This window comes from Mesorhizobium sp. Arg314, assembly GCF_053714275.1.
In genome coordinates, this window is the sequence record NZ_JBSKBP010000018.1 from 63,848 (window position 1) to 85,094 (window position 21,247).

At 63.8% G+C, this 21,247-nt stretch carries 24 protein-coding genes; 11 read left to right on the forward strand and 13 right to left on the reverse strand.

Features of this window, described 5'->3' with window-relative positions:
• Positions 1-6: 6 nt before the first annotated feature.
• Together ACWGS9_RS20125 and ACWGS9_RS20130 are read right to left on the reverse strand one after the other, a co-directional pair.
• Positions 7-534 (reverse strand): gamma carbonic anhydrase family protein, encoded by a 528-nt coding sequence (locus tag ACWGS9_RS20125; RefSeq protein WP_454506878.1) that lies wholly within the window; start codon positions 532-534, stop codon positions 7-9.
• 18 nt (positions 535-552) lie between these two features.
• Positions 553-897, reverse strand: coding sequence for a DUF6949 family protein (locus tag ACWGS9_RS20130; RefSeq protein WP_454506918.1), 345 nt, complete (start codon positions 895-897; stop codon positions 553-555).
• Positions 898-1,008: 111 nt separating this feature from the next.
• Between ACWGS9_RS20130 and ACWGS9_RS20135 the strand changes: the two genes are divergently transcribed.
• Entirely contained in the window at positions 1,009-1,737 is a 729-nt protein-coding gene (locus ACWGS9_RS20135) for a hypothetical protein (protein WP_454506879.1), read from the forward strand.
• 31 nt (positions 1,738-1,768) lie between these two features.
• Here ACWGS9_RS20135 and ACWGS9_RS20140 read toward each other — a convergent pair whose 3' ends face one another.
• Complete coding sequence (locus tag ACWGS9_RS20140) at positions 1,769-2,872, reverse strand: NAD(P)/FAD-dependent oxidoreductase (protein WP_454506880.1); 1,104 nt, start codon at positions 2,870-2,872, stop codon at positions 1,769-1,771.
• Positions 2,873-2,971: 99 nt separating this feature from the next.
• Between ACWGS9_RS20140 and ACWGS9_RS20145 the strand changes: the two genes are divergently transcribed.
• Both ACWGS9_RS20145 and ACWGS9_RS20150 read left to right on the forward strand, forming a co-directional pair.
• Positions 2,972-4,210, forward strand: a complete 1,239-nt coding sequence (locus ACWGS9_RS20145) for a cytochrome P450 (RefSeq protein WP_454506881.1) — start codon at positions 2,972-2,974, stop codon at positions 4,208-4,210.
• Positions 4,211-4,263: 53 nt separating this feature from the next.
• Positions 4,264-4,971 carry a transporter substrate-binding domain-containing protein gene (locus ACWGS9_RS20150; RefSeq protein WP_454506882.1) on the forward strand — a complete coding sequence of 236 codons (708 nt, stop codon included), beginning with the start codon at positions 4,264-4,266 and terminating at the stop codon, positions 4,969-4,971.
• Positions 4,972-4,985: 14 nt separating this feature from the next.
• Here the strand turns inward: ACWGS9_RS20150 and ACWGS9_RS20155 are convergent, their stop codons facing one another.
• The 5 genes from ACWGS9_RS20155 to ACWGS9_RS20175 form a co-directional block, all read right to left on the reverse strand.
• The gene (locus tag ACWGS9_RS20155) at positions 4,986-5,330 is read right to left on the reverse strand and encodes a cupin domain-containing protein (protein ID WP_454506883.1); all 345 of its coding nucleotides are present in this window, start codon (positions 5,328-5,330) and stop codon (positions 4,986-4,988) included.
• Position 5,331: 1 nt separating this feature from the next.
• A complete protein-coding gene (locus ACWGS9_RS20160) occupies positions 5,332-6,612 on the reverse strand; it encodes an O-acetylhomoserine aminocarboxypropyltransferase (RefSeq protein WP_454506884.1) in 1,281 nt (426 codons plus the stop codon).
• Between the two features lie 158 nt (positions 6,613-6,770).
• Positions 6,771-7,292 (reverse strand): CoA-binding protein, encoded by a 522-nt coding sequence (locus ACWGS9_RS20165; RefSeq protein ID WP_454506885.1) that lies wholly within the window; start codon positions 7,290-7,292, stop codon positions 6,771-6,773.
• A complete protein-coding gene (locus ACWGS9_RS20170) occupies positions 7,289-8,071 on the reverse strand; it encodes an AAA family ATPase (RefSeq protein ID WP_454506886.1) in 783 nt (260 codons plus the stop codon). The genes ACWGS9_RS20165 and ACWGS9_RS20170 overlap by 4 nt, the downstream gene beginning before the upstream one ends.
• A 44-nt stretch (positions 8,072-8,115) precedes the next feature.
• On the reverse strand, positions 8,116-8,937 hold the full coding sequence (locus ACWGS9_RS20175; protein WP_454506887.1) for an enoyl-CoA hydratase: 822 nt from the start codon (positions 8,935-8,937) through the stop codon (positions 8,116-8,118).
• 155 nt (positions 8,938-9,092) lie between these two features.
• Between ACWGS9_RS20175 and ACWGS9_RS20180 the strand changes: the two genes are divergently transcribed.
• The 3 genes from ACWGS9_RS20180 (at position 9,093) to rpsI (ending at position 10,720) form a co-directional block, all read left to right on the forward strand.
• Entirely contained in the window at positions 9,093-9,557 is a 465-nt protein-coding gene (locus tag ACWGS9_RS20180) for a PaaI family thioesterase (protein ID WP_454506888.1), read from the forward strand.
• 228 nt (positions 9,558-9,785) lie between these two features.
• Entirely contained in the window at positions 9,786-10,250 is a 465-nt protein-coding gene (gene rplM / locus ACWGS9_RS20185; RefSeq protein WP_320308199.1) for a 50S ribosomal protein L13, read from the forward strand.
• On the forward strand, positions 10,250-10,720 hold the full coding sequence (gene rpsI / locus ACWGS9_RS20190) for a 30S ribosomal protein S9 (RefSeq protein WP_112099693.1): 471 nt from the start codon (positions 10,250-10,252) through the stop codon (positions 10,718-10,720). The genes rplM and rpsI overlap by 1 nt, the downstream gene beginning before the upstream one ends.
• A 57-nt stretch (positions 10,721-10,777) precedes the next feature.
• Here rpsI and ACWGS9_RS20195 read toward each other — a convergent pair whose 3' ends face one another.
• Positions 10,778-11,686 (reverse strand): LysR family transcriptional regulator, encoded by a 909-nt coding sequence (locus ACWGS9_RS20195; RefSeq protein ID WP_454506889.1) that lies wholly within the window; start codon positions 11,684-11,686, stop codon positions 10,778-10,780.
• A gap of 95 nt (positions 11,687-11,781) precedes the next feature.
• On the opposite strand from ACWGS9_RS20195, the gene ACWGS9_RS20200 reads away from it, so the two are divergent.
• Entirely contained in the window at positions 11,782-12,654 is an 873-nt protein-coding gene (locus ACWGS9_RS20200) for an aldo/keto reductase family oxidoreductase (protein ID WP_454506890.1), read from the forward strand.
• Positions 12,655-12,883: 229 nt separating this feature from the next.
• Here the strand turns inward: ACWGS9_RS20200 and ACWGS9_RS20205 are convergent, their stop codons facing one another.
• Both ACWGS9_RS20205 and ACWGS9_RS20210 read right to left on the reverse strand, forming a co-directional pair.
• Entirely contained in the window at positions 12,884-13,942 is a 1,059-nt protein-coding gene (locus tag ACWGS9_RS20205) for a glycerophosphodiester phosphodiesterase family protein (protein ID WP_454506891.1), read from the reverse strand.
• Between the two features lie 94 nt (positions 13,943-14,036).
• Positions 14,037-15,251 (reverse strand): acyltransferase family protein, encoded by a 1,215-nt coding sequence (locus ACWGS9_RS20210; RefSeq protein ID WP_454506892.1) that lies wholly within the window; start codon positions 15,249-15,251, stop codon positions 14,037-14,039.
• 125 nt (positions 15,252-15,376) lie between these two features.
• Between ACWGS9_RS20210 and speB the strand changes: the two genes are divergently transcribed.
• Together speB and argC are read left to right on the forward strand one after the other, a co-directional pair.
• Complete coding sequence (gene speB, locus ACWGS9_RS20215; protein ID WP_454506893.1) at positions 15,377-16,378, forward strand: agmatinase; 1,002 nt, start codon at positions 15,377-15,379, stop codon at positions 16,376-16,378.
• 29 nt (positions 16,379-16,407) lie between these two features.
• A complete protein-coding gene (gene argC, locus ACWGS9_RS20220; RefSeq protein WP_454506894.1) occupies positions 16,408-17,340 on the forward strand; it encodes an N-acetyl-gamma-glutamyl-phosphate reductase in 933 nt (310 codons plus the stop codon).
• 47 nt (positions 17,341-17,387) lie between these two features.
• On the opposite strand, the gene ACWGS9_RS20225 is transcribed toward argC, so the two are convergent.
• Positions 17,388-18,479 (reverse strand): COX15/CtaA family protein, encoded by a 1,092-nt coding sequence (locus ACWGS9_RS20225; RefSeq protein ID WP_454506895.1) that lies wholly within the window; start codon positions 18,477-18,479, stop codon positions 17,388-17,390.
• Positions 18,480-18,630: 151 nt separating this feature from the next.
• Between ACWGS9_RS20225 and ACWGS9_RS20230 the strand changes: the two genes are divergently transcribed.
• Entirely contained in the window at positions 18,631-18,846 is a 216-nt protein-coding gene (locus ACWGS9_RS20230; protein WP_454506896.1) for a DUF2842 domain-containing protein, read from the forward strand.
• A 6-nt stretch (positions 18,847-18,852) separates the two neighbouring features.
• Here the strand turns inward: ACWGS9_RS20230 and ACWGS9_RS20235 are convergent, their stop codons facing one another.
• On the reverse strand, positions 18,853-19,911 hold the full coding sequence (locus tag ACWGS9_RS20235; protein ID WP_454506897.1) for a polysaccharide deacetylase family protein: 1,059 nt from the start codon (positions 19,909-19,911) through the stop codon (positions 18,853-18,855).
• A gap of 90 nt (positions 19,912-20,001) precedes the next feature.
• Here ACWGS9_RS20235 and ACWGS9_RS20240 point away from each other — a divergent pair, with 90 nt between their 5' ends.
• Positions 20,002-21,231, forward strand: a complete 1,230-nt coding sequence (locus ACWGS9_RS20240; RefSeq protein WP_454506898.1) for a GNAT family N-acetyltransferase — start codon at positions 20,002-20,004, stop codon at positions 21,229-21,231.
• Positions 21,232-21,247: the final 16 nt, after the last annotated feature.

Here is a 21,247-nt window from a genome sequence, read left to right on the forward strand (position 1 = left end):
TCGCTGTCAAACTGTCTTCAGTTTGGCTTTGAATCGTTTGGCGTTGGCCACATAGTGGGCGGCCGAGACGCGCAGGCGCTCGATCGCCGCTGCGTCCAGCGTCCTTATCACCTTGGCGGGCGAGCCGACGATCAGCGAATTGTCCGGAAAAACCTTGTTCTCCGTCACCAGGGCGCCGGCGCCCACCAGCGAGTTGTCGCCGATCCTGGCGCCGTTCAGCACGATGGCGCCCATGCCGATCAGGCTGTTGTCGCCGATCGTGCAGCCATGCAACAGCGCCCTGTGGCCGATCGTGCAGCCTTCGCCGATCGTCAGCGGAAAGCCCGGATCGGTGTGCATGACCGTATGTTCCTGCACATTGGTGTCCGCGCCGATCGCGATCGGCTCATTGTCTCCGCGGATGACGACACCGAACCAAAAGCCGGCGTGGCGGCCGATCCTGATATCGCCGATCAGCGTCGCGTCCGGCGCAATCCAGTTCGTGTCGGCGTCCTCGAACCGGGGCGCTTTCCCATCGATCGCATAGACCGGCATTTTCGTCTCCGAATCGTCTCAACCAGAGAATTCGAAAGACCCTAAGTTGACGGTCGCCCAGGAAGCAATGGCGATCACCACGACGCCGAGCGCCAGCGCCCAGGCAATGGCCGTGCAACCGCAGGACAACAGCGCCATCGTGCCGATTCGGCCCTCGCGCCGGGCCGCCAAAGCCTCGTTGGTGAGCATGAACGGCCCGGCGCAAGCCGTTGCCGCCAGCGAACGCAGGATATGGACGGGCGAGACATAGGGTTCGGCAAAGGCCAGGCGGCGGCCGGACAGCAGTTCCATGGCCGATCCGACCAGCCCGCAAGCCGTGAGACCAACCGCAAAAGCGTAAAGAACAGGCACAACGGGATCCATGTTTACCAGCCGTTTACCATGAAAACGCACAGTCGTGCCAACGCGCTGCAAGAGCCGTGCCGCGCGAGACTGTGCCGCCGCAGGACAGGTGCGCGGATCGGGGAAGAGCGAATGAAAGAGGCAAGCGTCGCCGAGAGCCCGGACATCGAGGTCGTCGACTCGACCTTGATGAAGCGGGTCTTCTGTACGTTCGCGGCGCTGGCGCTGCTTTCGGTGGCCATCAGCGTGGGCGGCAAATGGCTCGGCCGGTCAATCGCCATGGCCGGTTATTCGGATGACACGACGGTGCGCAAGATCGTCATGGGCAACAATTTGATCAGCGTGCCGGCAAACTTCATCCGCTTCGACCAGGCGAGGCGCGACGGCATCGCCTCGCGGCTCGATCTCTATCTGCGCTACCCCGAGATGGACGGCTACAGCACGGCCGCGCGCGACGACTTCAACCACGCGACGACCAGGAAGATCGTTTTCCTGTCGTTCGAGCCGCGGATGATGTCGCGCGATATGAGCGGCCGCTTTGCGCCGATCTACAGCGCCCTGATCGAAAAGCCGGGCACGCCCGGTCCTGGCGGCACGACGGTTTACGCCTTCGCTGAAAAATCAGGCTATCTGAACGAGGTGCTGGCCGTCGCCGAACGTCCCGGCAAGGATCCATTCGTCGCCCGCTGCCTGAGCGGGCCAAGCGCGGAAGAATCGCTGGCGCCCTGCGAACGCGACATCCAGGTCGGCGACGATCTCAGCCTCACCTACCGTTTTCCCCGCGAGCTTCTCGCCAACTGGCCGGCGCTTGACGCGGCCATCGCCGCCAAGGTGGCAGGTATCCTGAAGACGGTGCACTGAAATCACGTCGATAAATTAGCCGGCAATCCAACTAGATCATTTCGGCGCGCAACCAGCGTTTCAAGCCGACAATGTCGCCGTCTCCGATGGCTTTTGCGACACGTCGCCCGACACTTGCGCCGAATTTGTAGCCGTGGCCTGAACAGGCCGAGACGACCAGGCATTTGCCTTTCTCATGCGCGAGGAATTTCTCGTCGGCGGTAAAGGTGTAGGCGCAGGTGACGACCTCGGTCACCTTGTATTCGGAGATGCGGGCGATCGGCGGCGAGAAAAGGTTGCGGATCACCTCGCCCTCGCCCGGCACCGGCTGGCGGTTCCAGTCGGCGTCGCTGGTCGGCACTTTATGCAGGCCGGAGCCGAACTTCATGCCGGCGCCGCGCGTGATCGGGATCATATAGCCGTCGGTGAGGCCGCCGACATCGAGGATGACGGGCGCCACTTCCCAGGCGGATTTGAGATCCGCCGGGGGCTCGACATAGGCGAGCGCGGTGCGAAACGTCTTCAGCTCGCCGCCGAGCTCCGGAAACAGTTTCAGCACCCAGGCACCGGCGGCCACCACGATGCGATCGGCCTGCATCGTCTCGCCGCTTTCCAGCACGATGCGGCCGCCATCGGCGTCGACCTCGACCACCTTGCTGTTCTCATAGACGTTGGCGCCATGGGCGCGCAGCCATTTTGCCAGGGCGGCGGCGATTTTCTTGCAATGCAACGCGCCGCCTTCGGTAGAGAAATAGGCATAGCGGAAGGTGCCCGGTTCCAGGAACGGCCAGCGCGCGACAGCTGCCGCCGGATCGAGCAATTCGAAGGGGAAATTCCCCTCCTCCAATCCCTCGCGGTATTCCTCTGCCTCGTCGCCCGGCTCGCGCGAGACGCAGAGGAAACCGCGCGGATCGAGGTGGTTTTCGCCGAGATCGACCCAGAGCTCGTCCCAGGCATCATAGGCCTCGCTGATCAGCTGACCATAGCCGGTGCCGGCGCGGTAGGCGCGGCGGATGATGCGATGATGATCGCCGGAGGCGGCGAGCGGGTTGGGGATAGGCCCTTGCTCGACGATCGAGACATTATGGCCGGCCTTGACCAGCGACCAGGCCGTAGACAGTCCCGCGATGCCCGCGCCGACGACGATCACATTCATCAAAACACCCTTCCCGGCTCGCCTGGCTCAACGCTTCGGCTTCACGGGCGCCAAGATACGGTCTGGCATCGGGCTGACAAGGCGCGCTAATGATCAACGATGATGCCAGCCTATCTCGACTTCGACACCTTGAGCCGCCGCCTGCGTCTCGACCCGCACGAGCCGGCCTTCGTGCAGAACCCTTATGAGGCCTACGCCTTCCTGCATGGCACTGCCAACGCCTTCTTCTGGGAAGACTATGGTTTCTGGTGTTTCGGCGGCTTCGACGATGTCAACCGCTTGCTGCGCGACCGACGCTTCGGCCGCCAGAACCCGGCCGGCATTCCCGACAGCCGCGGCGTGGGCGATGATCGCTTGCACCTTGTGGCTTTCGATGCGATCGAGGCCAATTCCATGCTGGAACTGGAGCCGCCGGTGCATACGCGGCTGCGCACGCTGGTCAATCGCGCCTTCGTCTCGCGCCAGGTCGAGCGGCTCAGGCCACGCGTCGAGGCTCTAGCCGACGAGCTGATCGACCGCTTCGAGCCATACGGCGTCGACCTTCTGCCCGCCTACGCCTCGCCCTTGCCGATCACCATTATCGCCGAGATGCTTGGCGTTCCGGTCGAGATGGGGCCGCAACTGCTCGATTGGTCGCACAGGATGGTCGCCATGTATATGCATGGCCGCACGCGCGAGACCGAGGACACGGCCAACCGCGCCGCGCGCGATTTTTCCGACTTCCTGCGCGGCTATGTCGGCGAGCGGCGCAAGAAGCCGGGCGACGACCTGCTTTCGCTGCTGATCGAAGCCCGGGACAACGGTCAGAGGCTTTCGGAAGACGAGCTGGTGTCCTCGGCCATCCTGCTCCTCAATGCCGGCCATGAAGCGACCGTGCACCAGACCGGCAATGCGGTGCGCTCGATCCTGGCGCAAGGCGGCGATCCGCGCCGCTTCTTCGAAACGCCGGAGAGAAACGCTGCGGCGGTCGAGGAATGCCTGCGCTACGACGCGCCGCTGCACATGTTCCTGCGCTACGCCTATGAGGAGATCGAGGTTTCGCCGGGCATTTTGGTCAGGCCCGGCGAGATGGTGGCGCTGCTGCTCGGCATGGCCAATCACGATCCCCTGGCCTTTGCCGAACCCGATACTTTCAACCCGGCCCGCACGGACCAGAAGAACGTCTCCTTCGGCGCCGGCATTCATTTCTGCATCGGCGCGCCGTTGGCCAGGCTGGAGCTGCAGGTCTCGCTGAAGACGCTGTTCGACCGGTTGCCGAAGCTGCGTTTGGCCGAGGAGCCGCGCTTTCGCGACACTTACCATTTCCATGGGCTGGAACGGGTTGCCGTGGCCTTTTGACCGGCGAACGGATCCATCTCGAGCAGCTGAAATCGTCGTTCGGAAGGCTAGACATGAAATTCGCCTATCTGCAGGAGCCGCCCTTTTGCTTCACCGACGCGGCCGGCAAGCTCGGCGGTTGCGACGCAATGCTCGCCGAGAAGATTTGCCAGGTGCTCGAGCTGGAACATTTTTCATCGATCGAGACGGAGTTCGCCGAACTGCTTCCCGGACTGGTTGAGGGCCGTTGGGAGATGACGACGGGTCTGTTCATCTCCGAGGAACGAAGCAAGCTCGTGGACTTTACACAGCCGATCTGGTCCCTGTCTGACGGGCTGATGGTCGCCAGGGCCAACCCGCTGGAGTTGAGCGGCTATGCGTCCATCGCCCGGCACTCCTCCGCCGTGCTCGCAGTGATATCGGGCCAGATCCAGCACCAGACCGCGCTGCGGAACGGCGTGCCGCCGCAGCGGGTTAGGATTTTCTCCACGCAGGCCGAAGCCGCCGAAGCCGTCGCGACAGGCCGCGCCAACGCCTATGCCAGCGTCGCCATGGCGCATCGCGGCTACGTCAATGCACGGCCGGGCGCGTTGCTCGATGTGATCGATGTGCCGGCCTCTGAACGGCAGCCCGCCGCTGGCGCTTTCGCTCTCGCCAAGGGCAGCGACGCGCTGCGCCGGCGCGTCGATCAATGCCTCGGTGATCTTCTCGGAAGCCCTTGGCACCGGGAGATGATGGGCCAACATGGCTTTTCCGACAGCGATGTCGACCGGCTGCTCTGAATGCTGCGAAGCACTCAGAGCCGGATCACATATTCCTTGCGCGTCGTCTCGAGCACTTCCCACGTGCCCTTGAAGCCTGGCCTCAGCACGAAACTGTCGCCGGCGCGCACGGTGCGCGCCTCGCCACCGTCCTCGGCGATCACCGAGACGCCGGACAGGATGTGGCAGAATTCCCATTCCTCATAGGCGATGCGCCATTTGCCCGGCGTCGCTTCCCAGATGCCGGCATAGAGGCTGCCATCGCGCTCCTCGACATTCCAGGTGCGGAATTTCGGATCGCCCGAGATCACCCGGTCCAGGGCCGGCGCGCCGGCCTCCGGTTCGACGCTGTCGACATTGACCGCAAGAAAGGCCGACATATCAGACCTTGCCGAGCGCCTGCTCGAGGTCGGCGACGATGTCGTTGACGTCCTCGATGCCGATCGACAAACGCACCGTGTCGGGCCCGGCACCGGCCTTGACCTTCTGCTCGTCGGAAAGCTGGCGATGCGTGGTCGAGGCCGGATGGATGACCAGCGACTTGGTGTCGCCGACATTGGCGAGATGCGAGAACAGTTCAAGCGCCTCGACGAACTTGACGCCGGCCGCATAGCCGCCCTTGAGGCCGAAGGTGAACACGGCGCCTGCGCCCTGCGGCGAATATTTCTTCTGCAGCGCATTGTTCTTGTCGCTTGGCAGTCCGGGATAGTTCACCCAGGCAACCTTGGGATGGTTGGAGAGCCAGCCGGCGACACTCGCCGCGTTGTCGCAATGGCGCTGCATGCGCAGCGGCAGTGTTTCAAGGCCGGTCAGGATCAGGAAGGCGTTGAAGGGCGAGATCGCCGGGCCGATGTCGCGCAGGCCAAGCACGCGCGCGGCGATGGCGAATGCAAAATTGCCGAAGGTCTCGTGCAGCACAAGGCCGCCATATTCGGGACGCGGCTCCGACAGCATCGGATATTTGCCCGACTTCGACCAGTCGAACGTGCCGCCGTCGATTATGGCGCCGCCGATCGAATTGCCGTGGCCGCCGATGAACTTGGTCAGCGAATGCACGACGATATCGGCGCCGTGCTCGATCGGCCGTACCAGATAGGGCGAGGCCAGCGTATTGTCGACGATCAGCGGCAGGCCGTGCTTGCGGGCGATGTCGCCGATCTTCTCGATGTCGACGAAGATGCCGCCGGGATTGGCAAGACTTTCGATGAAGATCGCCTTGGTCTTGTCGTCGATCTGGCTTTCGAAGGTCGCCGGATCATTCGCTTCGGCCCAGCGAACTTCCCAGCCGAAGTTCTTGAACGCATGGCCGAACTGGTTGATCGAGCCGCCATAAAGCTTGTTGGCGGCGATGAAGTTGTCGCCGGGCTGCATCAGATTGTGGAAGACCAGCACCTGCGCGGCGTGGCCGGAAGCGACGGCAAGTGCCGCGGTGCCTCCTTCCAGCGCGGCAAGGCGCTCCTCGAGCACCGCCTGCGTCGGATTCATGATGCGGGTGTAGATGTTGCCGAAGGCCTTCAGCCCGAACAGCGACGCGGCATGGTCGGCATCGTCGAAGACAAAGGAGGTGGTCTGGTAGATCGGTGTGGCGCGGGCGCCGGTCGCCGGATCCGGCTTTGCGCCGGCATGAACGGCTAAAGTGTTGAAACCGGGCGTACGGGTCATCGAAATCTCCCTCTCCTAATCTTCGAAAATCGCCGGGCATTCTTGGCGAAGCCCGGCCGGGAATGCAAAGAACAAAATACCTTTCGGGGTGCGACCTTGGGCGAACGCCCGAGAAAATGCATTTCTTCCCGGAATAATTTTGCGCGAGCTGCGCTTGCTTATTTCTGCCGCACGCCGAAGCTCTGAAAACCCGGGCGCATCAAGGGTTTCTTCGAGGACAGCACGCCGGAATTGACGCCGGTCCAGCCGATCTCGCCGGACAGCTTGCCATATTCGATCTTGGGGCAGCGGTTCATCACCACCTTGATGCCGGCCGCCTCGGCGCGGGCGGCAGCCTCGTCGTGGCGCACGCCAAGCTGCATCCAGACGACCTTGGGCAACGGATCGAGCTTCAGCACCTGATCGACGATCCCCGGCACGGCCGAGGAGGCGCGAAAAATATCGACCATGTCGACCGGTTGCGGCAAGTCGGCCAGGCTGGCATAGACCGTGCGGCCAAGGATCTCCTTGCCGGCATGGCCGGGATTGATCGGGATCACCGAAAAGCCCTTGGCCAAAAGATATTTCAGCACGAAGTAGCTCGGCCGCACATCGTTGGGCGAGGCTCCGACCATGGCGACCGTCTTCACCGAGTTGAGGATGCCGGCGATGTAGCTGTTGTCGTAGGTATCGTGATTCATGCCTCGTCCTCATACAGCGCTTCGGCGAGAAAGGCAGCCGGATCGCTGCAGAAGTCGCGCATCATGCGAAAATGATCGGTGTCCTGAAAATCGATAAGGTCGAGGCCGAAGCGGCTGATGCGGAAGAGCCGGGCATTGGGACAAGCCATCAGCAGCGGCGAGTGCGTGGCCATGATCACCTGCGCGGTGCCGGACTGCTCGATGCGCCGGAGCAGTTTCAAAAGCTCGATCTGGCGCGTCGGTGACAGCGCGCTTTCAGGCTCGTCGAGGATGTAGATGCCTTGCCTGCGGCAACGCTCCTCGAAAAAGCGGATAAAACCCTCGCCATGCGACCATGACAGGAAATCGGGTGGCGGCGGCTTAAATGGATCCTCAAGTGCCGCCTTGTCGAGATAGCGTGCGACGGAATAGAAGGATTCGGCTCGAAAGAACCAGCCAGCGGTCACCTTCGGCAGCCAATGGCCGCGAAGCGTGCCGGCGAGCGCCGCACCGCTCTTGTCGATCGCGATGGAATGATCGACCGGCATATAGCCCTTGCCGCCGCCGGCCTCATCATAGCCGGCCAGCGCACCGATGGCTTCGAGCAGCGTCGATTTGCCGGTGCCGTTCTCGCCGACGATAATGGTGATGGCGCTCGTGAATTCAAACTCGAATTCGCGGGTGTGGAAGATCGGTAGGCTCCGGGGATATTGGTCCCAGTCCGCGACGCGCGACGGCTCAAGCAGGATGCGCTTGAGATAGGGCGCTTTCAGCCGCGTCAATTGCTTGCGGGCAGCCATGTCGAGCCTTCAGCGATGGAATGGCGCGGCTCCATTCAAGTCGGCTACTCGTCGTTCCATTCCGGCTTGCGCTTGCCGATGAAGGCGCCGATGCCTTCCTCGGCGTCGCGCGCCAGCATATTTTCCGCCATTACGCGCCCGGTATAGGCATAAGCGTCGGCAAGCCCCATTTCGGCCTGGGCGTAAAACGCTTCCTTGCCGGTCCTGACGACCAAAGATGATTTGGAAGCAATGGTTTGCGCATATTTGTTGACGACTTGATTCAGATATTCGCGTGGCACGATGCGGTTGATGAGGCCGAACTCCTTGGCCGTCGCAGCGTCGATCGTCTCGCCGGTGAGCAGCATTTCCATCGCCTGCTTGCGCGAGACGTTGCGCGACAGCGCCACCATGGGCGTCGAGCAGAACAGGCCGATGTTGACGCCCGGCGTGCAGAAGGTTGCTTCGTGCGAGGCGATGGCAAGGTCGCAGCTTGCGACCAATTGCAGGCCGGCGGCGGTGGCAAGGCCATCGACCTCGGCGATAACCGGTTTGGGATGACGAACGATCGTTTGCATCAACGCAGCGCAAGCAGCGAAAGTCTTGGCGAAAAAGGCCTTGCCGCGATCCTGCTCAGCGCGGTGCGCGGTCATCTCCTTGAGGTCATGGCCGGCGCAGAACACTTTTCCTGATGCCGCCAGGATGATCACGCGCACGGATTTGTCGGTCTTCACGCGATCGAATTCCGCCTGAAGCGCTGCCATCGTCGCCAGCGACAGCGCATTGGCCGGCGGACTGGCGAGCGTCAGGCGCAAAACACCTTTGTCCTGGCTGACAAGAACGGGACCGTCGGCGACGGCGGGCTTGATGGCAACGACTTCAGCCACTTTCCAAACCTCTCGGGTCAGGCGCTCGCGGCGCATGGAGCAACAGAACTAGCACGCTGCCGGTTGAAGAACAGCCGTGAGGCGTGTTTTCTCCGTCGCACCGTTTGGTCCAGGCATATCGCCCGGAGCTTGCCATTTCATATAGGACGCCGCCCATGCCCGCCCAAAGCAATTTGAAGCCGATGCTCAACGCGGCCGAAGTCAATGCGCTGATGGCGAGCGTCTATCCGCAGCTCAACGACAATGTCACCTCCTACGAGGCGATCGACGTGTTTCCGGGCGGCTGCACGGTGCGGCTCAATGCCGATGAGCGGCATCTGCGCCCCGGCGGCACGGTCTCGGGGCCCTCGCTGTTCACGCTGGCCGACATCGGCGGTTATGTCTGCGTGCTCAGCCACGCCGGACCGGACGCGCTTTCGGTGACGGTCAACCTCGACATCAACTTCATGCGCAAGGCCGGAGCCGGGCCGATCGACGGCCATTGCCGGATCCTGAAGCTCGGCAAGAGCCTGATGGTGTTCGACATAGACATCGTGGCGGGCCCGGACGGACACACCGTCGCGCATGCCACCGGCACCTACTCGATCCCGAGGAAACGCGGCAATGATGCGGTAAAATAATACCACCCTATCAAGATATTGTTTTTGCTTTATTTTATTCGCCAAGCTCGTTTTCGATTGCCTTGACCCGTCCGGCACCCTCGCCTATAAGCCCTCTCGAAGCAGCGGCCCGAAACGGCCGCCGTTTTGTTATTGGCGGGTGGCTCCGGCTCTCCCGTCAATCCAAGCAACAAGAAACGCCTTTTCCTGCCCCTCAAGGACGGGAAAGGTCAACCTGAGAGCAAAACCATGGCTACCTTTTCGCAGAAGCCTGCGGATGTGGTGAAGAAGTGGGTGCTGATCGACGCCGAGGGTCTCGTCGTCGGTCGTCTGGCCACTGTCATCGCCAACCATCTGCGCGGCAAGCACAAGCCCACCTTCACCCCGCATGTCGATGATGGCGACAACGTCATCGTCATCAACGCCGACAAGGTGGTGTTCACCGGCAAGAAGTTCACCGACAAGGTCTATTACTGGCACACCGGCCATCCCGGCGGCATCAAGGAGCGCACCGCGCGCCAGCTGCTCGAGGGCCGCTTCCCCGAGCGCGTCGTCGAGAAGGCCGTCGAGCGCATGATCCCGCGCGGCCCGCTTGGCCGCCGCCAGATGAAGAATCTCCGCGTCTATGCAGGCGCCGAGCATCCGCACACCGCCCAGCAGCCCGTCGCGCTCGACGTGGCCAAGCTGAACTCCAAGAACAAGAGGGCTTCGTAATGGCTGAGCTTTCCTCGCTCGCAGAACTCGGCACTGTCGCCGCGCAGCCGGCCGCGCCCGTGCATGTCCAGAAGCTCGACAAGTCGGGCCGCGCCTATGCCACCGGCAAGCGCAAGAACGCCATCGCGCGCGTCTGGGTGAAGCCGGGCTCCGGCAAGATCACTGTCAACGACAAGGAATTCGCGGCCTATTTCGCGCGTCCGGTGCTGCAGATGATCCTCAACCAGCCGATCGTCGCGGCCAACCGCGCCGGCCAGTACGACATCGTCGCCACGGTCATCGGCGGCGGCCTCTCCGGCCAGGCCGGTGCGGTGCGTCACGGCATCTCCAAGGCGCTGACCTACTACGAGCCGGGCCTGCGCTCGGTGCTCAAGAAGGGCGGCTTCCTGACCCGCGACAGCCGCGTGGTCGAGCGCAAGAAGTACGGCAAGGCGAAGGCCCGCCGCAGCTTCCAGTTCTCGAAGCGCTAAGCGCTGCAAAGTCCAAGTATTCGAAAAGGCCGCCTCCGGGCGGCCTTTTTGTTTCTGCTACCAGTGTCCGGCCGGCGTTCTGATGTAGTCGATGAAAGCGCGCAGCGGCGCTGGCACCAGGCGGCGGCCGGGGTAATACAGAAACGGTCCGGAGAAGCTTTGCCACCAAGGCTCCAGCACGGGTTCCAGAACGCCGGTCTCGAAATACGGGCGCACCCAATCCTCGAAGAGCCAAAGAATGCCAACGCCGGCGATCGCCGCATCGACGGCGAGATCGACGCCGCCGCCGATGCCGACGGTCAATGGTCCCGTAGGATCGACCCTTACCACCTCGCCGTCGCGCTCGAATTCCCAGGGCGTCATGACGCCGCTCGGGAAGCGGCCGCGCAGACATGCATGGCCAAGCAGGTCGCGCGGGTGTTGCGGCCGACCGTGCCGGTCAAGGTAGGCCGGCGCGGCGGAGGTGGTGAAGCGCTGCGTGCGCGGCCCGATCGGCACGGCGATCATGTCCTGTTCCAGCCGCTCGTCGTAGCGGATGCCGGCATCGCAGCCGGCGGCCAGCAGGTCGACGAAGCTCTCTTCGGCTCTCACCTCCAGGTGAATGGCGGGATAGGCAGCCAGAAATCCCGGAACGATTCCTGGCAACACCAGCCGCGAGGCGCTTATCGGCACGTTGAGGCGCAAGGTGCCAGCCGGCCGATCGCGAAAGCCGTTCACCACATCGAGCGCTGCCTCGACCTCGCCAAGCGCCGGGCCAAGCCGCGCCAGCAGGCTTGCCCCAGCCTCGGTCAGAGCGACGCTGCGCGTGGTGCGGTTGAAGAGCCGCACACCGAGCTGAGTTTCCAGTCGGCGGATGGCTTCACTGAGCGCTGATGCGCTGCCGGCCGTCGCACGGGCTCCTTCGCGAAAACCGCCGGCGCGCGCCACCGCCATAAATGCCTGGAGATCGTTGAGCTCAGCCGCCATTGTTCTCTAATCCGCACAAGTTGTACCGACTATATCCGGTTATCAGGACAACACCCATGCCCTATCTCCCTCCTCGACAGCGAAGGAGAACCACGATGTCCAGCGTAGACAAATCCGGCACTTACAAACTCGGTGACCGCTCGGTCCACCGCCTGGGCTACGGCGCCATGCAGCTTGCGGGTAAAGGCGTGTTCGGTCCGCCGAAAGATCATGACGCGGCCATCGCCGTGCTGCTCGAGGCGGTGGCGCAAGGCGTGAACCATATCGACACCAGCGATTATTACGGCCCGCATGTGACCAACAAGCTGATCCGCGATGCGCTGGCGCCCTATCCCGACGACCTCACTATCGTCACCAAGATCGGCGCCCGTCGCGGCAGCGATGCGTCATGGCTGCCGGCCCTTGCGCCCGAGGAGCTTGAGCGGGCCGTGCACGACAATCTTCGCAACCTTGGCCTCGAGGTGATGGACGTCGTCAATCTGCGCATCATGTTCGGGGTGCATGGTCCAGCGGAGGGCTCCATCGAGGCGCCGTTGACCGCGCTTGCCGAACTGCAGCGCAAGGGTCTCGTGCGCCATATCGGCTTGAGCAACGTCACTCGCGCGCAAATCGCGGAAGGCCGCCGGATCTGCGACATCGTCTGCGTGCAGAACCAGTACAATCTGGTGCATCGCGACGACGACGCGCTGATCGACGAACTGGCGCGCGCCGGCATCGCCTATGTGCCTTTCTTCCCGCTCGGCGGGTTCAGCCCGTTGCAATCCTCGACGCTGTCGGTCGTGGCGGAACGGCTTGGCAGGACGCCGATGCAGGTGGCTCTGGCGTGGCTGTTGCAGCGTTCGCCAAACATCCTGCTGATCCCGGGCACGTCGTCTGTCGGGCATCTGCGGGAGAATCTTGCGGCGGCGGAGCGGGAGCTGTCGGGGGATGTGCTGCGCGAACTGGATGGCGTGGCGGAAGCCGCCTGAGGCGCGATTAGCTGATCTCCCCCTTGCGGGCCCTTGCGGGGGAGATGGCCGGCAGGCCAGAGGGGGGCGCGAAGGAACGCCAACCTCGAAGGCCAAGGTGAGCGAATACCCCGAAATGCAGCTGCGATTGACCTCCACGCTGAAGAGGCCGGCGGGACAGCGCCCCCTCTGCCCTGCCGGGCATCTCCCGCTCTTGGGGGGAGATTGGCAGTTCCAGCGCTGACGCCTGCTAGTTTATACTCGCCGTATGTGCCGGCTCAGCCGGCTTGATGTCCCTCGTATAAGGCACGCGATAGCCGTTGGCCGTCAGCCATTCGATCGCCGCTTTCGGCTCATCGGTCTGGATGATCGTTGCGCCGCGGTCGACCCAGAAACCCCAGGCTTCGCGCGGCAGGCTGGCGGCGACGGCAAGCTCGTCGCCGCGGCCGCCGGCGAGGAAGCCGCCGGGCTTGTTGACGATGGCGTAGGTGTCAGCCCAGAGATGCCAGTCGCCCCGCGCCGCTTCCGCCCGCATGCTGATACTGAACAGTGGGCCGCCGGTCGCCGTCAGCGTCTCGGCGCCGTTGCGCCAGTTGATCAGTTCGATGGCGCGCGGCGCAAACGCCTTGTCGACCTCGCCCGCGAAGGCGGCATCATGCACGGCATCGTCTGCAAGGATCGGCATGAACTCAAAACCGCCGCCGGCCTGGGCAAGCGCGGTCCGGGCGGCATCGATGCGCTGGCGGTTCCATAGGTTCTCCTTGACGATCACCTGGTCGGCCATGCCGAGATTGCGCGCCACCGCGATCATGCCCGGCAGGTCGGTCACCTCCAGCTTGTTGTCGAGGTTGATCAGGATCCTGTCCCTGGTCGCGAGCAGCATTTCGCGCAGTGTCGAGACCACCTCATTGGTGACGGCGCCCGTGCCCTCGATCACCAGCCGGCACTTCTTCAGCTCCGCCAGCGTGTATTTCACGACCTCGCCTTTGCAGGTCGTGGTGCGGTCGAGCCAGCTGTCATGCATGATGACGAACTCGCCGTCTTTCGCGCGCCGGACGTCGACCTCGACGATCTCGGCGCCGATCGCGATCGAGCCTTCCACCGCGGCGAGCGAATTCTCGGCGTAAAGCGTCTTGCGGGCCTGCATGCTGCCGGCGCGGTGCGCCGCGATCATCACGTGATCGCGCCACTGATTGGCATGTTCGAACCGGTCGAGGATTTGGGCGGCACGTGTCTCGCCGGCTAAGCTTTGGCCACAAATTGCGGCAAGCGCGGCAGACAGAAGAAGGCTCAGCCAGAGTGTTCGCATCGGGGAATCGCTCCGTTCCGGGTCGTGACCCGGTTAGGCGATGCCCATGACAGGGCAGTGAACAAAGCCAGCTAGTTGTTTTGCATCAAGTCCGTCAGATCAGCTTGGCAAGGCGGCGGAACCAGGCCAGAGCCGGCATTTCGACGAAGCGCCAGGTGAACCAGGACGCGACGACGACGGCGATCAGCATGGCGATCAGAGCCGCGAAACCGATCCAAGGCGAGCCGGTGCCGAAGCCGGTCGCATGGTCGCCGCGCAGCGTCAGGTCGCCGACGAAGCCGAGGCCGAGCTTGCGTTCGACGAGGCCGCCGACATTGATCATGCGGGCCTGGACGAAGATGTGGACCATGTAGATCGAATAGGAGAGCGAGCCGAGCAGCAGCATCGGCCGGCTGCGCAGAGCCAAGCTGACCCAGCCGCCCTCATGGGCAAAAAGATAAAGCGCCAGCGCGAAGACGACCGGCGCCGCGATGCCGGCGTCATTCGTTCCCGCCACCGAGACGAACAGCGCGATCACCGCGATCATCGCAAGCTCGGCCAGCGTCCAGGCGAGGCGCCCTGCCCCGCCGCTAAGTGCCTGTCGCGCCTCTGCAATGGAATCGTGCTGAAACCAGGCAAGCAAAGCGCCGAGCGAGAAGCCGTAAAGGCAGCGGATGAAGCCGAAATCGAAGGACACGTCCATATGACGCGTCGACAACGCAAGCAGGAAGAGGGGCGCCGTCACGGCGGCGGCGACGAACCATATCCAGGCGCGCTGGCCGGCGGCGAAGACGACGGCGGCAAAGAGCAGATAGGTGAAGAACTCGGCCGAAATGCTCCAGCTCGGCGCGTTCCAGCTCAGATGATCCTCAACGCCCATGCCCTGCAGAAGGAGGAGGTTAGCGACGAGGCTTTTCAGGTCGAAACCGCCGGTGAAGGGCGCGGCGCCGGTTCCGTGCAGGGCCGGCAGAAAGAGCCGCAGCGCCTCGAAGGCGGCGAAAGCGGCAAGCATCAGGACATGCAGCGGATAGATGCGGCCGAAGCGCACCAGCGCGAACCGGGCAAGGTCGTCCTGCTCGTTCAGCCGGCTGCCATAGGCGCTGGCGATGACGAAACCGGAGAGCACGAAGAAGAAATCGACGAACAGATAGGAGCCGCCGATAAAGGCGCTCTGCGACACTGTCGAGGTGGTCGGGAAGTGGAACAGCGCCACCAGCAGCGCGCAGATGCCGCGCCAGGAATCCAGCACCAGGAAGCGCTGGCCGGCCGCCGTGCCGACACGGGTCGCCACGGGCGCGGACGCAAGGTTGAGCAAGGCGGTCTCAGCCATAATGATACAGATCCTGTGTTGCCATGGCACTCGCCGAGCGCCGCTCCGTTTCCGCAAGCTGTGACTGGCATGTTGCGTGCCGGTTCTGTAGTTGTGGCTGCCCCGATGAAAACCGAGGATCCCTAATGGCGAACAATGAGATCGACCACGCCTTCACCGCCCGCTCCAAGACGGGCGCGTCATTCGAGCCGACCTATGCCGGCGCGCTGTCGTTCATGCGGCGCAAATACACGAAGGACGTGAAGGGTGCGGACGCTGTCGTGTGGGGCATTCCTTTCGACGCCGCCGTCACCAATCGGCCGGGCGCGCGCTTTGGGCCGCAGGCGATCCGCCGCGCCTCGGCGATCCTCGACAACGATCCGCAATACCCGTTCTCGCGCGACCTGTTCGAGCACCTTTCGGTGGTCGACTATGGCGATTGCCTGCTCGACAGCGGCAATCACCAGAAGACACCCGGCACGATCGAGCGCGAAGCGGCCAAGATCCTGAAATCAGGCGCGTTCCTGATGACACTCGGCGGCGACCATTTCGTCACCTGGCCGCTGCTCAAGGCACATGCCGCGATCCACGGGCCGCTGGCGCTGGTGCAGTTCGACGCGCATCAGGACACCTGGCCGGATGACGGCAAACGTATCGACCACGGCTCCTTCGTCGCCCGTGCCGCCAATGAAGGCATCATCGATCCGGACCGCTCGATCCAGATCGGCATCCGCACCCACGCGCCCGACACCTTCGGCATCAAGATCCTCTACGGCCACGAGGTCGAGGAAATGCGCGCCTCCGACATCGCCTATGCGATCGTCGAGCGCACCGGCGGCAAGAAGACCTATCTGACCTTCGACATCGACTGCCTGGATCCCGCCTTCGCGCCCGGCACCGGCACGCCGGTGGCTGGCGGCCCCTCCTCGGCAAAGATGCTGTCGACGCTGCGCCAGCTCGGCCAGATCGATATCGTCGGCGCCGACATCGTCGAGGTTGCGCCGGCCTATGATCATGCCGATATAACGGCGATCGCCGGATCGATCATCGCCATGCACTATCTCGGCCTGTTGGCGGAGCGAAAGGCACGGCTCGACGAACTGAGCAACGGCAATCATGCCGCAGTAAATTACGCTCACGGCATATAACACTGGAATCGCAAGGAATTTGGCAAGCGATGAAACCGAAAATCTTCATTGACGGCGAACATGGCACGACGGGCCTGCAGATCAGGGCACTGCTGGCCGACCGCGGCGACCTGGAGATCATCTCCATCCCGACGGAGCGCCGCAAGGAAGCCGCGGCGCGCGCCGAATTCCTCAACGCGGCCGATGTCGCGATTCTTTGCCTGCCGGATGCGGCGGCCAAGGAAAGCGTGTCGCTGATTACGAACGACACGACCAAGGTTATCGACGCCTCGACCGCGCACCGCGTCGCCGAGGGCTGGGAATATGGCTTCGCCGAAATGGACAAGGACCAGGCGAAAAAGATCGCCAGCGCGAAACGGATCGCCAATCCCGGCTGCTGGCCGCAGGGGCCGATCGCGACGCTGCGGCCGCTGGTTTTGGCCGGCCTGCTGCCCGCCGACTTCCCGGTCACCGTCAACGGCATTTCCGGCTATTCCGGCGGTGGCCGGCCAATGATCGAGGACTATGTCGGCAAAGGCGAGGACGCGCCCGAGTTCCTGCCCTACGGGCTGACGCTGCAGCACAAGCACGTGCCGGAGCTGAGGGCCTATGCGAAGCTCTCGCACGACCCGATCATGCAGCCGGCGGTCGGCAATTTCGCGCAAGGCATGATCACGGTGGTGCCGCTGCAGCTCGGTGGCCTCGACCGCGTGCCGACGGGCGCCGAACTCCACGCAGCGATCGCGGATCACTTTGCGTCCATCAAGGGCGGCGTGGTCGAGGTAGCTCCCTATACGCATATGGAGCGCATGCCGGAGATCGACCCGGAGGTCTATAACGGCACCAACCGGATGAAGGTCTATGTGTTCGCCAATGACGAGCGGGCCCAGGCGCTGCTGATGGCCGTCTACGACAATCTCGGCAAGGGGGCGTCGGGCGCCGCGGTGCAGAACCTCGACCTCATGCTCGGCATCAAGCACTGAGCAATAAAGCGCGAGCAGTCGGTCGCCGAGGCCATCCTAAAGGTGTCTCAGCTTGCGACCTTGACCTCGGTCGGCAGCGGATAGGCGCCCTTGGTTCCCCGCCAATGTGCGGCGGCGAAGCCGAGCAAGACCATTGCAAAGCCCTGATGGGTGAGCGCCAAATGCAGCGGCACTTGCATCAGCAGCGTGCCGATGCCGATCGAAGCCTGCACCGCGACAAGCAGAAACAACAACGTGGCGCGGCGCGCATGTGTGGTGCCCGGCAAACGCCGCCAGGTGGCGATCATCTGCCATAGCGCCACGAGGACCACCGTGTAGGCGCCGATGCGATGTACGAACTGCACCGTCTTCGGGTTCTCGAAGAAGTTGCGCCAGGCGGGTTCGAGCAGCAAGAGATCGGACGGGATCAGCTTGCCGTCCATCAGCGGCCAGGTGTTGTAGGACATGCCGGCATCGAGGCCGGCGACCAATCCTCCAAGGTAGATCTGGATCAGCGCCAGGAGCACGATGAAGCCAGCGAGCCGCTGCGTCGAACGGTCCGCGGCCGGCTCCGAATGCGGCGCCAGCCCTCGCGCGACCACCATGGTCGCGGTGAAGATCAGTGCGGCAAGCGTGAGGTGCGTAGCCAGCCGGTACTGGCTGACCGAGACACGGTCGACCAAGCCCGATGCCACCATCCACCAGCCGATGGCGCCCTGCATCCCACCGAGCGCCAGTATGCCGACAAGCTTGAGCCCAAGGCCGCGTTCGATACGCCGCGTCGCCCAGAAGAACAGGAGCGGCAAAGCAAAGACGACGCCGACGCTGCGGGCAAGGATGCGATGCGCCCATTCCCACCAGTAGATCGACTTGAACGCCTCGATGCTCATGCCCTTGTTGAGCTCGGTATATTGCGGGATCTGCTGGTAGCGCTGGAATTCTTCCTGCCATTCGGCGGCGTTCAGCGGCGGGATCACACCATGGATCGGCTGCCATTCGGTGATCGACAGACCGGACTCGGTCAGCCGCGTCGCGCCGCCGACCAGCACCAGCGCGAACAGCACAAGCACCACTACGTACAGCCAGCCGCGCACCAAGGCGCGGTTGGTGAGGTCGCGGTCGCGTGCGGCATAAGGAGCCGTGGCGGTGATGGCGGCCATTTCGCATTCCCGGCGGTTGAAACGCGCGATTGGTGGACCAAGGCTTGCGCCGTGGCAAGGCTGGATGGCGCGGCACGCCGTCGCGCCGGGCAGCGACGGTTGCGCGCGAGCTCCAATCGGCCTAAGCGGGGCCGGTCAACGAGACCGCGATATGCCCATTCGCCTGAAAAAGCTGATCGGAACCATCCTGCTGGTGGCGCTGGTCATCATCTACGCGCTGATCGCCTCCGCCGTCGCGGTCACCAGGCTCGCCGAATATGGGCCCACCGCGCATTTGCTGTTCTTCCTGCTCAGCGGCCTGCTCTGGGTGCTGCCGGCGATGGGTATCATCAAATGGCTGATCCTCGAACCGCCTCCGAAGCACTGACCCGCCTTAGATCGTAACGACCATCTTGCCGGCATTGGCGAGCGGCGTCGTGATGCCGGACAGCATCGTGCGGATATGGGCCACGCTCTGGTAGCGGCCATTGACGGAGATGCGCGGCAGCGCATGCAGGAAGCCGGCATGCTCGGCGCGCAGCACACCGTGCCGTGTGGTCACCGCCGAGGCATAGCCCGCGTCGCGGGCAAAGCCCACCTCACGGCAGCCGACGGCGCTGGCATAGCCGTAAGGATAGGCCAGATGGCGCGGCTCCTCGCCGAGCCTTTGCGCGAGGATGCGGCGGGCGTCGCCGATCTCGCGGCGCGCATCGGCTTCGGAGAGCCGCTTCAAGTTGCGATGGTTGACGGTATGCGCGCCGATGGTGACCAGCGGGTGCGCCGCCATGGTGCGAAGCTCGTCCCAGTTCATCAACGTGCATGGGCGGCCCGAGCCGAATCTGTAACCATTCGAACGAGCCAGTTCGCGCAGTGCCGCGCCCTGCTCCGCCTCGGGGACTTCCACGGTCAGCCAGGCGTTCAGCCGCGCGACGGCCTGGATCTTCCGGCCTGATGTCGAGCAATCGATGATTGTCGACCCACCCACCGTGTTCAGCGTCAGGCGCGAACTGGTGTCGACGATGTCCTCGATCACGTCCCACCAGAGGTCGGCGGCGCCGTCGATTAAGCCGGGGGCGACGTAGATGGTGATCGGCGCGCCGTGCTTTTCCAGCACCGGAAGCGCCTCGGTCATGTTGTCGCGATAGGCGTCGTCGGCGGTGATCGTGGCGAACTGCCCGCCCTTGCCGCCGATCTTGATGCGCTCGATCGCTTCATCAAGGGAGACAAAGGCATAGCCCCTTCCCTTCATGTCGGCGATCAGCCTGTCGAGGAAGGCGGGAGCGATGTTCAGATGCCGATTGACGCTGTTCGGCTTCTCAGGTGTCGCGGTGACGCGGTGCAGCATCAGGATGGCGCCGATGCCGCCGACAAACGGCCGCGCCAAGGGCGCAAGACCGGAGTAGCGGGCAAGGTTCAGCGCCAGTTTCCGGATTGCCTCGCCCCCGTCGATCATTCCTTCACCTTTTGCGCCTAGGCTTATCCAAGCACGAATTGCGCCTATGCGAACCCCAAGTCGGAACCAATACGTCTTAAGGATTGAGGTATGGTTGACGCCGCCGCGTCATTTGACGGCAACCGGGTCGCGGCCAACCAGGCTTCCGCGCGATCCATGCGAGCCGATCGGGGCCGGTGGGTTGCGAGCGCAAGCGACGGTACCGGCCTGGCCGACTACGTTCAATTTTGCGCCTCGGCGCTGTTTGCGCCGGCACAAAGCGCATCCTGGGTGAGCAACTGGGCGACCGCGACCGGCGCCGACATCGTTGTGGCGACGCTATCCTGCGATGGCCGTCCGGCACTTTCGCTGGTGCTGGAAGTCGTGCGGCGCGGCCCGTTCAAGCTTGCCCGTTTCACCGGCGGTCGCCACGCCAATGGCAATTTCACGGCGACTGATCAGCGCTTCCTGCCTGCCATCGACGGCCCGGCGATCCGCTCGATGTTCAAGGCGATCGCCAGGGCGCGGCCGGACATCGATCTGATCTCGCTGGAAAGGCTGCTGCCCGACCTCGACGGCGTCGCCAACCCGCTCGCCGCGCTGCCCGGCTTCCCAAGTCCGAACCTCGCGCTCGCGGTCGACCTCGACGGCGGGTTCGACGCGCTGCTGTCGCGCGCCAGCGGCAAGCGCAAGCGTAAGAAGCACCGCTCGCAAACGCGCAAGTTCGAGGCGGTCGGCACCTTCCGCCGCATCGAGGCGCGCACCCGCGAGGAGGTCGACAGGCTGCTCGATGCCTTTCTCGATATGAAGGAAGCGCGTTTCGCCAAGGTGGGCATCGCCAATGTGTTCGGCGACAAGCAAGTACGCGACTTCTTCCGAGCGCTGTTTGCCGATGCTCTGACGGAGGAAAACCCGTCCTTCCTGCTGCACGGCCTGGACGTGGCGGGAAAGCTGCGCGCGGTGACCGGCTCCAGCCGTTCGGGCAAGCGACTGATCTGCGAGTTCGGGGCCATCGCCGAGGATGATCTCGCCTTCACCAGCCCCGGCGATTTCCTGTTCTTCGACAATATCCAGGAAGCCTCCGATCTCGGCTTCGATGTCTACGACTTCTCGGTCGGCGACGAGCCTTACAAACGGCTCTGGTGCGATATCGAGATCCAGCATTTCGAGGTGCTTGCGCCGCTGACTCTGAAGGGCCGCGCACTGGCGACGGCGATGCGGCAAGGCGCGCGCGCCAAGGCCTTCATCAAGAACAACCCGACGGCCTGGAAACTGACCAAGATGCTGCGCCGCAAGGCGGCGGGTCAGGCTGCGCCCGCTCCAGCCGAGGATGATAACTGATCGTCATCCCTAAACA